The organism is Roseibium sp. 10G30-5 (assembly GCF_055809635.1).
Genome location: NZ_CM147918.1, coordinates 817,829 through 830,511 on the forward strand (window position 1 = coordinate 817,829; position 12,683 = coordinate 830,511).

At 56.9% G+C, this 12,683-nt stretch carries 12 protein-coding genes and 3 pseudogenes; 5 read left to right on the forward strand and 10 right to left on the reverse strand.

Annotation, left to right across the window (positions count from 1 at the left end; genetic code table 11):
• Positions 1–67 precede the first annotated feature (67 nt).
• The gene (locus tag AC0L7U_RS04245) at positions 68–505 is read right to left on the reverse strand and encodes a rhodanese-like domain-containing protein (RefSeq protein ID WP_473694063.1); all 438 of its coding nucleotides are present in this window, start codon (positions 503–505) and stop codon (positions 68–70) included.
• A 99-nt stretch (positions 506–604) separates the two neighbouring features.
• Between AC0L7U_RS04245 and ftrA the strand changes: the two genes are divergently transcribed.
• Complete coding sequence (gene ftrA / locus AC0L7U_RS04250; RefSeq protein ID WP_473695655.1) at positions 605–1,627, forward strand: transcriptional regulator FtrA; 1,023 nt, start codon at positions 605–607, stop codon at positions 1,625–1,627.
• A 13-nt stretch (positions 1,628–1,640) separates the two neighbouring features.
• Here ftrA and AC0L7U_RS04255 read toward each other — a convergent pair whose 3' ends face one another.
• The 8 genes and pseudogenes from AC0L7U_RS04255 to AC0L7U_RS04290 all read right to left on the reverse strand — a co-directional run bounded on the left by AC0L7U_RS04255 (position 1,641) and on the right by AC0L7U_RS04290 (position 7,900).
• Complete coding sequence (locus tag AC0L7U_RS04255) at positions 1,641–2,165, reverse strand: L,D-transpeptidase (RefSeq protein WP_473694065.1); 525 nt, start codon at positions 2,163–2,165, stop codon at positions 1,641–1,643.
• Between the two features lie 246 nt (positions 2,166–2,411).
• Positions 2,412–3,526 (reverse strand): annotated as a pseudogene (locus AC0L7U_RS04260) (branched-chain amino acid ABC transporter substrate-binding protein).
• A 162-nt stretch (positions 3,527–3,688) separates the two neighbouring features.
• Positions 3,689–3,940, reverse strand: a complete 252-nt coding sequence (locus AC0L7U_RS04265) for a DUF6867 family protein (RefSeq protein ID WP_473694067.1) — start codon at positions 3,938–3,940, stop codon at positions 3,689–3,691.
• Between the two features lie 34 nt (positions 3,941–3,974).
• Positions 3,975–4,055 (reverse strand): annotated as a pseudogene (locus AC0L7U_RS04270) (hypothetical protein); the annotation flags it as partial.
• A 10-nt stretch (positions 4,056–4,065) separates the two neighbouring features.
• Positions 4,066–4,797, reverse strand: coding sequence for an ABC transporter ATP-binding protein (locus tag AC0L7U_RS04275; protein WP_473694069.1), 732 nt, complete (start codon positions 4,795–4,797; stop codon positions 4,066–4,068).
• Complete coding sequence (locus AC0L7U_RS04280) at positions 4,794–5,642, reverse strand: ABC transporter ATP-binding protein (protein ID WP_473694071.1); 849 nt, start codon at positions 5,640–5,642, stop codon at positions 4,794–4,796. Before AC0L7U_RS04280 ends, AC0L7U_RS04275 begins: the two co-directional genes overlap by 4 nt.
• Positions 5,639–6,964, reverse strand: a complete 1,326-nt coding sequence (gene livM, locus AC0L7U_RS04285; protein WP_473694073.1) for a high-affinity branched-chain amino acid ABC transporter permease LivM — start codon at positions 6,962–6,964, stop codon at positions 5,639–5,641. Before livM ends, AC0L7U_RS04280 begins: the two co-directional genes overlap by 4 nt.
• Before the next feature lie 3 nt (positions 6,965–6,967).
• Entirely contained in the window at positions 6,968–7,900 is a 933-nt protein-coding gene (locus AC0L7U_RS04290) for an ABC transporter permease subunit (RefSeq protein ID WP_473694075.1), read from the reverse strand.
• Between the two features lie 401 nt (positions 7,901–8,301).
• Between AC0L7U_RS04290 and AC0L7U_RS04295 the strand changes: the two genes are divergently transcribed.
• The 3 genes and pseudogenes from AC0L7U_RS04295 (at position 8,302) to AC0L7U_RS04305 (ending at position 10,491) form a co-directional block, all read left to right on the forward strand.
• Positions 8,302–8,838, forward strand: coding sequence for a flavin reductase (locus AC0L7U_RS04295; RefSeq protein ID WP_473694077.1), 537 nt, complete (start codon positions 8,302–8,304; stop codon positions 8,836–8,838).
• 34 nt (positions 8,839–8,872) lie between these two features.
• Positions 8,873–9,878, forward strand: a pseudogene (locus tag AC0L7U_RS04300) (P1 family peptidase).
• A 124-nt stretch (positions 9,879–10,002) separates the two neighbouring features.
• The gene (locus AC0L7U_RS04305; protein ID WP_473694079.1) at positions 10,003–10,491 is read left to right on the forward strand and encodes an Lrp/AsnC family transcriptional regulator; all 489 of its coding nucleotides are present in this window, start codon (positions 10,003–10,005) and stop codon (positions 10,489–10,491) included.
• 29 nt (positions 10,492–10,520) lie between these two features.
• Here AC0L7U_RS04305 and AC0L7U_RS04310 read toward each other — a convergent pair whose 3' ends face one another.
• A complete protein-coding gene (locus AC0L7U_RS04310) occupies positions 10,521–11,792 on the reverse strand; it encodes an NAD(P)/FAD-dependent oxidoreductase (protein ID WP_473694081.1) in 1,272 nt (423 codons plus the stop codon).
• A 210-nt stretch (positions 11,793–12,002) separates the two neighbouring features.
• Between AC0L7U_RS04310 and rpe the strand changes: the two genes are divergently transcribed.
• Positions 12,003–12,674: a ribulose-phosphate 3-epimerase gene (gene rpe, locus AC0L7U_RS04315; protein WP_473694082.1), complete on the forward strand. Its 672-nt coding sequence runs from the start codon at positions 12,003–12,005 to the stop codon at positions 12,672–12,674.
• Positions 12,675–12,683 lie beyond the last annotated feature (9 nt).

Here is a 12,683-nt window from a genome sequence, read left to right on the forward strand (position 1 = left end):
ATCAATCTGCGCCAGACGACGTTTTGGGTTATAAGGCCATTTAAAAGCTCTTTCCTGAGACCATACGCTAAACGCCCATAAAATCTGACAGGCAACCGGGGGCGTTGCCGGTGGCGAATGGCAACTCTTCGTCGGCCCAGCCCGTCAGTCCACCGATCATCACCTTCACCGGGCGGCCGTGCTGTGCCAGCTTTAGCGCCGCCTTGTCAGCCCCATTGCAGTGTGGACCAGCGCAATAGACCACAAAGAGTGTCTCCTGCGGCCAGCGCGAAAGCGTTTCCAGCGTCATTTGGCGATGTGGCAAATGAACAGCGCCGGGGATATGGCGCTGCGTATAGGCCTCAGCCGTGCCAACCACATGCAACAACACGAAGCCAGCGGTTGTTGTACCACTGCGCAAGGCTGTCGCCACATCGTCACAATCCGTCTCCAGAGACAGGCGCCTGGAGAAATGGGCAGAGGCCGTTTCCGCCGAAGCAAATGGCGTTTTCGTGACATCATTCATGGCTCTGATCTTTCCTGCGAATGGGGCACCGGCCAGTATTTACGACAGTGCATGGCATCGATCATACGCGATCTTCTGTCCGGCTTGCGCTTGGCGGATATGCCGCTTATCGTAAATATCATGCCAAACGTAGTCTTCTCACAATCGCATCCAGCCCCCCAGCAAGGCCCCAAGCTTGTGGCCCTGGCCTATGATGGATTGTGTCTGTTCGAGTTCAGCATCGCCGTGGAGATTTTCGGCCTTGAACGCCCGGAGCTTGGACCGGACTGGTATCGCTTTGCCACTGCGACCCTCGAGACCGGTCCTCTTCACGCCACAAGCGGTGTGCAGATGCATGTTGACGGCGGTTTGGAGACAATAAAAGAGGCGGATATCGTTCTGGTGCCCGGATGGCGCGGGCCAGACCAACCGGTGCCAAACGCGCTATGCGATGCACTGCGCCACGCACATCAGCGCGGCGCGATCCTCATGTCCATCTGCTCAGGCATCTTCGTTCTCGCTGCCACAGGCCTCTTGAACGGGCGGATGGCCACGACCCATTGGCGCTATATCGACCAGCTTGCCGCACGCTATCCCGACATCACTCTGGTGCCAGACGTGCTCTATGTCGACGAGGGCGATCTTCTGACATCAGCAGGCACGGCAGCGGGACTGGACCTCTGCCTGCATTTGATCCGCAAGCAGAAGGGAGCAGACGCTGCCAACTCGGTTGCGCGCCGTCTTGTCATGCCAGCCCACAGAGACGGCGGACAGGCGCAATTCATTCAAAAAGCCGTGCCGGATACGCATGAAGGCCACCGGCTATCGCCCGTCCTCGATGCGATGAGAGCCAAGCTCAATCACAGTTGGACAATTGCGAACCTTGCCCAAAGCGCAGGCATGAGCGAGCGAACCTTCCTGCGTCGTTTTGCGGATCTAACCGGCAACACACCAGCACGCTGGCTGTTGATTCAACGCCTCAGCCGCACGCGAGATCTACTTGAAGAGACTCAGCTTTCCATTGATGAAATCGCCGATGTCAGCGGTTTTGGCACGGCAACCAACCTGCGGCACCATTTCCGCAAAGAATACGCAACAACTCCAACAGGTTATCGAAAGGCGTTTCAGCGCTCCCTCACCTGACGTAGATCGTGTCTCAGCGGATGACGTAGACTGGCGTGCGCACATGCACGCGCTTGAAAAGATCCGTGATATCCTTGTTGTGCATACGGATACAACCATAGCTGACGGCGCGGCCGATAGAGCCTGGACGATTTGTGCCATGAATGGCGTAATTGCCGCCAGCTAATGTCATCGCGGCCACGCCCATCGGGTTATTGGGTGCACCACCCGGGATGACATCAGGCAGTTTGGGAAAATCATGATGCACTTCCGGCGAAGGCGACCATGCAGGGTGCAGATACTTCGCCTTGATCTGGCTTCTGCCGAACCATTGCTTGCCGCGCCGCCCCACCGCCACACGGTATTGCAGAGCGCGCCCCTGCCCCTCGATCAGATAAAGCCGCCGCTCTCCCGTCTTGATGACAATGGAACCTGCGTCAAAGCCGCGTGTATCGAACCGCACCAATTGAGCACTCGCCTGCGCTGCCGTCATCGCCGCCAGCAACAGGCCTGCCGCCAGAAGAGCACCGGAGACATATGTGAATGAGGCAAAGCGCATGACGAAACCCTTAGACGATGAGACCGGAACCTGACCGCAAAACATCCGGCAGGCCGCATTGACTATGCCGTGCCCCTGTCAAAAGCCGCAAGTATACGTTGTAATTAGCGTTAACCGGCATTTCAGTACAACTCAGCCCCCATCATCGGAACAGCGCCTCCACAAACACACGAAAGGCGCTCCCCATGACAGGAAGCGCCTTTCGAAAAGCGTTCAGGCGACCCGGCACCCCGGATCAGCGAATGCTTATTTCATGTCCTTGGCGTAGCCGTACTTGCCGTCATGCCAGACATACCAGACATAGCCCGGAAGATTGACGTCACCCTTGTCGTTGAACGACAGGTCACCAAGAACCGTCTGGAACTTGCCCTTGTTGAGAGCATCAACAACAGCGTCATAGTCGGTGGACTTGGCTTCCTTGACAGCATCGGCCCAGTGCGCTGGATCGCTGCATAGGTGTAAAGCGTATAGCCTTCTGTCGGACGACCAGCCTTCGTCAGCTCGGCAACAATCGGCTTGGCAATGTCGTTCAGGCGGGGATCCGGCGGGAATGTCATCATGGTGCCTTCGCCAGCCGGACCAGTGATGGACCAGTACTCGTCCGTCACGAGAGCATCACCCGAAACGAGGATGGTCTTCATGCCCTGCGCAACCATCTGACGCTTGATCAGACCAGCTTCGGTGAAGTAGCCACCGATGTAGACGACGTCGATGTGGTTGGCCTTCAACTTGGAGACAAGGGCCGTATAGTCCTTTTCACCAGCCGTATAGGCTTCGTACATGACTTCCTTCTTGCCCATCTTGTTCATGGTTGCCTTGGTCTCATCGGCCAGGCCTTTGCCGTATGCAGTCTTGTCCTGCAGAATGGCAATGTTCTTGTCCTTGAACTTCGTGGCAAGCATCTTGCCCGCGACTGCGCCCTGCTGGTCATCACGACCACAGACACGATAGATACCCGGACCAGGGCGTTCGTCGGTGAACTTCGGGTTGGTCGAGGCTGGCGTGATCTGCACGATGCCTTCATCGGCATAAACAGCACTGGCCGGGATCGAAGAGCCCGAGCAGAAATGACCCGCGACGAAAACAGCGCCCTTACCAACAAAGTCATTGGCAACAGCAACGGCCTGCTTCGGGTCACAGGCGTCATCGCCTACTTCCAGCTTGATCTTCTCGCCCAGAAGACCGCCCTTGGCATTGATGTCTTCAACTGCCTGTTCGGCACCTGCCTTCATTTGCGCACCGAACGACGCGTACTGACCCGTGATCGGGCCTGCAACGCCGATCACGATGTCGGCATACGCCATGCTCGACATGGTCATGCCCACTGCCGCGGCCATGCCTGCCATCAAATACTTTTTCATCATCAAACTCCCATCGTCACACATCAAAACCATTGTGACTCATCGCGAAGAAACTTCGCCTAGGGGTTGCCCCCGGTTTTGATCCGCTGCGGCTTTTTTAGTGTCACCGCTTGACGGACCGCTTCCCCACCGGCGCCGGACGCCGCTGGAATTCCTGAAAACTCAGTGGGCGTAAGGGTCTTCCGCCCCGTTTTTCAAGCGCCAGCCCAAAGGACCGACACGCTCGTAAAGCCAACTGTATTGACTGGTCATCTGTCGGGCGCGCGTAAAGCGCCACCCGGCATAGGCGATGGCCAGCAAAATAATAAAATCGGACACGATGAATTGAGGCACCAGCAAGGGTTCCTGAAACAACGCAAAGCTGAGAAACCGTGTGCCGAGCGACACCAGAAACACGAACCAAGGCCAGCACATAAAATGGCCGCCAGGTCTGGGCGACAGCCCGTCCGGTCATCCAGGCCGCAGCACCGCCCAAAATCAGGACGATGCCGATAAACACCAGGATGTTGGATGCATACAAGATACCCATCTGAGTCCCCTTAGTGCCGACCGCCTTCGAGATAAGCCGCTTGCACGTCTTCTCTCGAAAGAAGGTCTCGTCCTGTTCCGGACATCGTAATCACACCATTGACCATAACATAGCCGCGATGCGCCAATTTCAATGCATGATATGCATTCTGCTCCACCAGAAAAACGGTCAGGCCATCAGACTGGTTGAGATCCCTGATCGCATCAAAGATCTGCTTGACAATCAATGGCGCAAGACCAAGCGAGGGTTCGTCCAGAAGCAACAGGCGCGGACGGCTCATCAAGGCACGAGCAATGGCCAGCATCTGCTGTTCACCGCCCGATAATGTTCCACCGCGCTGGTTGCGCCGCTCCTTCAACCGCGGGAACAGATCGAACACGCGCTTCAGGCTGTCATCCATATCATCGTTGCCCGCCGTCTCTCCACCCATGATGAGGTTCTCATTAACGCTCATGCGGGGAAAGATACGGCGACCTTCCGGCGATTGGGCAATCGACTTGCGCATGATCTCATGCGTCGGCAGATTGGTGATGTCTTCGCCTTCATACAGAATCGACCCGGAGTAGGCTTGCGGCGATCCGCAGATCGTCATCATCAACGTGGATTTTCCGGCACCGTTGGCCCCGATAAGGGTCACGATTTCACCGGAATCGACGGTCATGTCGACACCACGCAGCGCGACAATCTTGCCATAGCGTGCTTCGACATTACGAACATCGAGCAAGGGCTGTGCCGCACTCATGATATGACCTCCTGTTCAACCTGCTCGACTTCGTCATCCGGCACCCCAAGATAGGCCGCGATAACGCTTGGGTCACTTTTGACCTCGTCCGGCGTGCCGTCCGAGATCTTTTCACCATAATCGAGCACGATGACATGGTCGGAGATTTCCATCACCACGCTCATGTCGTGTTCAATGAGAAGCAACGACGTGTCGTGCTCCTTGCGAATAAATTGCAGAAGTGTGTTCAGCTCATAGCTTTCACGCGGGTTCAGTCCTGCAGCTGGTTCATCAAGACACAGAAGCTCCGGACCTGAGCACATGGCCCGCGCAATCTCAAGACGTCGCTGATCACCGTAAGGCAAGTCGGCAGCCGGCGCATCCGCCCGGTCGAGAAGATCGGTTTTCTCAAGCCAGTAACGTGCCCGCTCAACAGCCGCTTTTTCAGCATTGCGAAAATGCGACAGTCCCAGAATGCCACCAAAGGTATACCCGGAGGCCAGCATCAGCGGGTTGTGCTGCGCGATCATCAGGTTTTCCAGAAGCGTCATACCGCCGAACAAACGGATGTTCTGGAAGGTTCGCGCCACCTTGGCCTTGGCAGAGATCTTGAAATCCGCCATCCGCTCAAGCAGATGCTTCTCTCCGTTGGAGCGATGCATCACGACCCGACCTTCTGTCGGCTTGTAGAATCCGGTGGTGCAGTTGAAAACCGTGGTCTTGCCCGCTCCGTTGGGACCAATCAGGGCGGTGATGTCCCCGCGCCCGACATTGAACGACAGGTCGTCAACGGCCACCAGACCGCCAAACCGCATGGTCAGATGTTCAACCGTCAGAACAGGATTGTTGTTCCACTGCTGGGTCATCCGTGGCCCTCCTGAACCAGATCGGCACTGATGCCCTTGGCCTTGCCACTCAATGAGATCGAGGGTTTGCGGATCGAAATCAGTCCCCGCGGGCGCCACACCATGATGAAGACCATCAGCAGACCGAAGACCAGCATGCGGTACTCGGCCAGCCCACGGAAGAACTCGAAACCACCGATCATCACCACGGCGGCAATAACAACACCGATCTGACTGCCCAGACCGCCCAGCACCACGATCGCCAAGATCACGGCGGATTCCATGAAAGTGAAACTCTCTGGCGAGATGAACCCTTGACGGGTGGCGAAGAACGAACCGGCAAAGCCGCCGAACATCGCGCCCAGCGCAAAGGCTGTCAGCTTGGTGTTGGTGGTGTTGATGCCAAGCGACCGACAGGCGATCTCGTCTTCCCGAAGCGCTTCCCACGCACGCCCCACCGGCAATTTGCGCAAGCGCAAGGTGATGAAGTTGGTGAACAATGCCATCGCCAGAATGAGATAATACAGGAAAATCACACGATGGATCGAACTGTAATGCAGACCAAAGAAGGCAGCAAAACCATCCGGACCCCGGTCAAACTCAAGCCCGAAGAAGCTTGGCCGCGGAATGCCGGAGATCCCGTCTGGTCCGCCAGTAAACTGATACCAGTTCAGCAGCACCACCCGGATGATCTCTCCGAAGGCCAGCGTGACGATGGCCAGATAGTCCCCCCGCAATCGCAGGACCGGGAAGCCGAGGATCAGACCCCAGGTCGCCGCCAGAATGCCCGCGAGCGGCAGGCAGATCCAGAAGGAAAAGCCGAAATAATGCGCCAGCAAAGCGTAAGAATAGGCCCCCACCGCATAAAAGGCGACGTAGCCAAGATCGAGAAGCCCCGCCAGACCCACAACGATGTTGAGGCCCCAACCGAGCATGACATAGGTGGTGACGAGAACCGCAAGATCGAGGTATTGCCGCGACCCGCGCGAGCCCAGCGTCATCATCAAAATGAACGGCAGGGCGATGCCGAGGATCAGAAAGAAGGGAACGGCATATTTGCTCAAGCCGCCAGTCGATTTGGGCACATAGCCCCAAAGCAATTTGTTGAGCGGGCGGTCCGACTTCCAGACAAGAAGGTTAAGCAGGAAACGACCGGCAAAGACCACCACGACGGCAAGACCCACAGACCACCAGCGATAGTCGATCACCATGGCACCCCCGGTGCCACTCTCGACTTTGGCGTGCATCCCGATCATCACGCTGAACAACGCCAGCGCGATCAGTCCACCCGCAATGGAATCCTTCAGTGAGGAAACCAGAAGGCTGTCATTGTTTTTAGCCATGGATCAGACCTTCTCCACTTCCGGCTTGCCGAGCAGGCCTTCGGGCATGAAGATCAGCACGATGGCGAGAATGGAAAACGCGGCAACATCCTTGTATTCCACCGAGAAATAACCGGACCAGAAGGTCTCGATCAGGCCGATCAGCAGACCGCCAAGCATGGCGCCTGGCAAAGACCCGATCCCGCCGAGAACGGCGGCAGTAAAGGCTTTCACCCCGGCCAGAAAGCCGATGTAGAAATCAATGACGCCGTAATAAATCAGGAACATCAGCCCCGCGACCGAGGCGAGCGCGGCCCCCATGACGAAGGTCAGCGAAATCGTCCGGTCGACGTTGATGCCCAAGAGCGAGGCCATCTTGCGGTCCTGTTCGCAGGCGCGCTGCGCCCGTCCCAACGATGTCTTGTTGATCAACAGAGTAAAGCCGATCATCAACACCACCGTCACTGCAATGATCATGATCTGCACATACGACAATTGCACAATGAAGCCCTTGCCACCATCGCCATCACTGAGCTTGAACCCACCCGGGATCAGCGGCTGCAAGGGTTTGTTGCGGGCACCCTGTGCCAACTGCACGAAATTCTGCAAGGTAATGGAGGCACCGATAGCCGTGATCAGCGGCGCGAGGCGGAAAGACCCGCGCAATGGCCGATAGGCAATGCGCTCGATCGTCCACCCCCAGACCGACGTCAGCGCCATCGACAGGGCCAAAACCCCAATCAGCGCCAGGATCAAGAGCATCAACGGCATGCTGGCCGTGATCCCGAAGGCAACGATAAAAATCAGGGACAAGAACGCCCCGACCATAAAAATGTCACCATGTGCGAAGTTAATCATGCCGATGATCCCGTAGACCATCGTGTAACCAATAGCGATGAGGCCATAGATCGACCCCAGCGTCACGCCATTGATCAGCTGTTGAAGGAAGTAATCCATCTTGCCAATTGTTCCCCTCGAAGGCCTTTTGGCCTAATTTTCTGAGCTTTTTTATCTTTATAAAATTGTTAGCAACCAAAACGTGAATGCACAATTGCCGCGATGGCGATGTGTATATAAAAATATTTTTTTCTTAAATACGCGGTTCAGGCGATTTTTTATTCCTATTAACGCCCCGATTAGGATCATTTTCAGCATTCTATTTGCAAGCGACCCCGCTTGAGTCCCTGACAGTGGCCGTTCCTGCAAGCGCATGGGCTTTCCCAAACTTACAGCTTCTTTCATGCTCTTGGCATGATTACGGATATTGCATGTCACTTGTGATATTGCTCGGTGCTGCTATCTAAGATCCGAGAGCGTCGCCGCGCACTCGCATGACCCAATGAGACAAGGAAGCACAGTTGACCTCCCCGAATGATCCGGTTGTATCCCAGCAAAACCCAACCTCCGATGTCGTTGATGGTCACGCCTTCCGCGAGGCGATGAGCCGAATTCCGGCCGCCGTCCATATCGTCACAACCAAAGGTGTCACCGAGCGCACCGGCTCGACCATTTCTGCGTTTTGCTCCGTGACCGATCAGCCGGCAACCGTACTCATCTGCGTCAATCGCAACAGCCGGGTTCACGAAGCGGTTCTGGCGAATCGCTCTTTCTGCGTGAACACGTTGGAATTTGACCACGAAAAACTGTCGGATCGCTTTGCCGGACGGTTTGAGCTGTCGATGGAAGAACGCTTTGAGCACCACGACTGGGTCACCCTTGAAACCGGCTCTCCCGCCCTCACTACGGCCCGCGTCTGTTTTGACTGCGTGCTGGACGAGGTCATGGAAACCGCAACCCACTCCATTTTCCTCGGCAAGGTTGCAGCTCTCGCCATGCGCGATCCCGGCGATGCGCTGCTGCATGTTCATCGTCGCTACAAGCGCCTGGAAGCCTGAACCGAAGCCCCGCGCTCCCCCTGAGCAATTCACCATGCCCGAACGCCTCAATCTGATCACCGATGTTCCCGGCTTGAAGGTCGGCAATGCCTCTGACGACATGATCAAGACAGGGGTCACTGTTCTTCTGCCTGATGGTCCGGCAGTTGCTTCCTGCGCCATTCACGGCGGCGCACCAGGCACCCGCGACGTGGCCTTGCTTGAACCGGAACAGACGGTTCAGGCCATCGACGCGTTGGTGCTGTCCGGCGGATCGGCCTTCGGGCTTGATGCGGGCGGAGGTGTCCAATCAGCTCTTGCAGCTCAGGGCCGAGGCTTTGCCGTTGGCGGTGTCCGTATTCCAATCGTTCCCTGTGCCATCCTGTTCGACATGCTCAATGGCGGCAACAAGACGTGGGGCGACACTTCACCCTATCGCAGTCTCGGCTCTCAGGCGGCCTTGTCCGCTGACCGACAGTTTGACATTGGCAGCGTCGGTGCAGGCACTGGGGCCACAACAGCCACACTGAAAGGCGGCACTGGGGTCGGCATCCATGACGCTTGCCAACGGCGTCACCGTTGGCGCGCTGGTCGCGGTCAATGCCCTTGGCAGCACCACACTTGCCGATAGCCCTCATTTCTGGGCTGCCCCTTTCGAAGAAGAGACTGAATTCGGTGGCTTGGGGTATCCATCACCAATCCCGGCTGAGGCGCGTCTTCCACGCACCAAGCTTGGACCCATTCAGCCCCAGACCAACACCACAATCGGCATCATTGCCACGGATGCCACTCTGACGAAGGCAGAAGCCAAGCGGCTGGCCGTTATGGCGCATGACGGATTGGCCCGCGCGATCTGGCCAGCGCATACGCCCATGGACGGAGATCTCGTCTTTTCCTTGTCGACAGGGAAGAGACTGCTTGCTGATCCCCTGTCAGACATGATTGATCTCGGCGCAGCCGCAGCTTCAACCATGGCGCGAGCCATTGCCCGTGGCGTCTACGCAGCCACGCCGTCGCCACACGACAAAGTACCAACGTGGTCCAGTCGTTTCGACAGGTAAGCCGACAGCAGACAACTGTGGTTTACGAAGCGGCTTGAAAAAATGCTTTTTTCTTCGCACGCCTGTTTTTTACTCTCAATCTGCGGTACTCAGAATTCTTCCCTTCATTCCTCAAAGCGCCTTGATGATAGATTCTAGCCCCCTTTCCCCCTCAGATCTCCGCATTCTCCGCATTTTGCAGGGCGACGCATCGCTGTCGATTTCCGAAGTTGCGAAACAGGCTGGCATGAGCCAGACGCCCTGCTGGCGACGGATCAAGAAACTGAAGGAACTGGGTGTTATTCGGCAGGTTTCCGCCATTGTCGACCGGGAAGCGATCGGCCTGCCGTTTGTGTCCTACGCCTTCGTCAAACTGGTTATTCCCAGCCGCGAAAACATGCTGGCCTTTGATCAGAAAGTCTTGAGCTGGTCGGAAGTCATCGTCTGCGAACGCATCACCGGCGCATCGGACTACCTGCTCAGAGTTGTAACATCAGGCATGAAAGCCTACGATGAATTCCTGCGCCTCAAGCTTCTGGACAACAATCTGGTCTCCGACGTCCAGTCTCGCATCGTCGTGTCCGCGGTGAAGGAAAGCTGGGAACTGCCTATCCTTGACCCGGATGCGGCCTGACGCTTTTTTGCGTCTATCTCCGTCTCCCCCTAATACGCGAAATAACGCAGCGGCGAATAGGGCGTCATATTGACTGAGGGTGCCCGCTCCAGCAATGCATCGGCCAGAAGACGTCCCGCCACCGGACCAAGGGTAAATCCATCCGTCCCATGGCCGAAATTGTACCAAAGATTGCGATGGGCCGGCGACCGGCCGATGATGGGCAGCCCATCAGGTAGCCAGCCAAACATTGTCGACACCGTCTTGCGACTGCCGGTATTGGCCAGCGGAAAAAGTTGATTGGCCAGACCACGCAGGCGTTCGCGCTCGGCCATCTGCCGCGCCTCAGACAGATTGCCGCTAACATCCTGCCCCCCGATCACCCGCACCGTGCCCTCGATAGGCGAGAGGGAAACGCCTCGATCCACATTGACGATCGGGCGTGACATCGACACACCGGATTCCGGATAAAACGACTGGTAGCCGCCGCGCACCTGCATAATGGGAAAACTGTCGCCAAATCGCTCTGCTACTGGCCCCGACCACGCGCCCAGCGCCACCACCAGATGCGGCGCCTCGATCGCCTTGCGAAAGGTTTCAAGCCGCCAGTGGATCTGCCGCTTGTCGATGCGTGTCGCATCGCCAGACAGAAATACGCCGCCGATCTGGATAAAGTAACGCCAGAAGATTTCAGTCACCACGGCCGGGTTCGACACCGCCAGACTGTTCGGCCAATAGATCGCCTGATAATCTTCTGTCTCAAGCCCGCGCTCCAGATAACCAAACTCATTCTCACCCAGATCCTGATAGACGATCCCGTGAATGCGGGCATAGTGGCGCTCAATATCCATTAATTTCTGACTGCGCGCATTGCGATAGATCTGCAACCACCCCGTCTTGCGATAGAAGCGATCAGCGTTGGCACGCACCAGCAGATAGATATGTTCCTCTCGGGCCAGCGCCCTGAGTGCGCCCATGCCGCGTGCATAGCGCGCAACCCCATGCTCGGTGGAATTTGATTTCGAATAAGACCGTAACCAGTTGAAATTCTGCAAGGTGTCGGAAACCCGATCCCGCACGCTGCCCGGCCCGTTTGACGAACGCCCCAGTGAAAACAGGTCACGAACAACAGAAAGGTCCGCTGGCAACCGTGGCGGATGGAAGCCACTTGCCGAGATGACACCCGTCCCGGCCCCTGACGCCTCGTCACCCGGGAAACCACGATCGACAAGCACAACGTCAAGTCCACGCAAGCGCAAATGGATCGCAGTGCAAACGCCTGCGATCCCGGCTCCCAGAACAATAACATCAGCTCTGTGCAACGTGCCCCCACCTTCCGTATCGTCGTCACATAACGCTTTCCCTCAGCCCTCGACAAGCGTCCGCGGCGTCAACGCTGCTCCCCTCACAGAAAACTCCGCTTGATCAGGGGGCTGCCGGTTGCTTTTGCGCCTAAGCCAGACCAAATTCATGGAAATTGCCCGCGTCGGCTTTACACAACGCGTCGCGCACGGCCAGAGAGGAAAACCTTCATGTCACGCGATATTGCCATTGCTCCGTCGATTCTTGCCAGCGACTTTTCAAAAGCGGGCGAAGAGGTTCGCTCAGTGATCGACAGTGGCGCGGACTGGATCCATCTCGATGTCATGGACGGCCACTTTGTGCCCAACATCACCTTTGGTCCCGCAATGGTCGCAGCTCTGCGAGCTCATACCGACAAGATCTTTGATGCACACCTGATGATTGCTCCCTGCGATCCCTACATAGACGCGTTTGCCGAAGCAGGCGCCGACATCATCACGGTACACGCAGAGGCAACCCCGCATCTCGATCGGTCTCTTCAGGCGATCAAGAGCACAGGCAAAAAGGCCGGCGTCGCTCTCAACCCGCATACGCCAGAGAGTGAAATCGCCTATGTGCTTGATCGTGTTGATCTCATCCTCGTCATGACGGTCAATCCCGGTTTTGGCGGACAGCAATTCATCCCCGCCATGCTCGACAAGATCCACCGTATCAAGGCGATGATCGGAGATCGGCCAATCGACATTGAGGTGGATGGTGGCATCACCCCGGAGACAGCCCCTTTGGTCTGTGCTGCTGGTGCCAACATCCTCGTTGCCGGGTCCGCCGTTTTCAAGGGCGGCGCCTCGGCCTATGCGGGTAACATTGCCGACATTCGCACTGCCGCCGAGACGAGCCGGTAAGAGCAGAAA

What these genes read in the sequence shown, in the direction of transcription:
- livM (WP_473694073.1), bottom strand. Translation starts at nt 6,964, where the DNA reads ATGGCTAAAAACAATGACAGCCTTCTGGTTTCCTCACTGAAGGATTCC.
- AC0L7U_RS04265 (WP_473694067.1), bottom strand. Translation starts at nt 3,940, where the DNA reads ATGTGCTGGCCTTGGTTCGTGTTTCTGGTGTCGCTCGGCACACGGTTT.
- ftrA (WP_473695655.1), top strand. Translation starts at nt 605, where the DNA reads ATGCCGCTTATCGTAAATATCATGCCAAACGTAGTCTTCTCACAATCG.
- AC0L7U_RS04275 (WP_473694069.1), bottom strand. Translation starts at nt 4,797, where the DNA reads ATGAGTGCGGCACAGCCCTTGCTCGATGTTCGTAATGTCGAAGCACGC.
- AC0L7U_RS04280 (WP_473694071.1), bottom strand. Translation starts at nt 5,642, where the DNA reads ATGACCCAGCAGTGGAACAACAATCCTGTTCTGACGGTTGAACATCTG.
- AC0L7U_RS04245 (WP_473694063.1), bottom strand. Translation starts at nt 505, where the DNA reads ATGAATGATGTCACGAAAACGCCATTTGCTTCGGCGGAAACGGCCTCT.
- rpe (WP_473694082.1), top strand. Translation starts at nt 12,003, where the DNA reads ATGTCACGCGATATTGCCATTGCTCCGTCGATTCTTGCCAGCGACTTT.
- AC0L7U_RS04255 (WP_473694065.1), bottom strand. Translation starts at nt 2,165, where the DNA reads ATGCGCTTTGCCTCATTCACATATGTCTCCGGTGCTCTTCTGGCGGCA.
- AC0L7U_RS04290 (WP_473694075.1), bottom strand. Translation starts at nt 7,900, where the DNA reads ATGGATTACTTCCTTCAACAGCTGATCAATGGCGTGACGCTGGGGTCG.
- AC0L7U_RS04305 (WP_473694079.1), top strand. Translation starts at nt 10,003, where the DNA reads ATGATAGATTCTAGCCCCCTTTCCCCCTCAGATCTCCGCATTCTCCGC.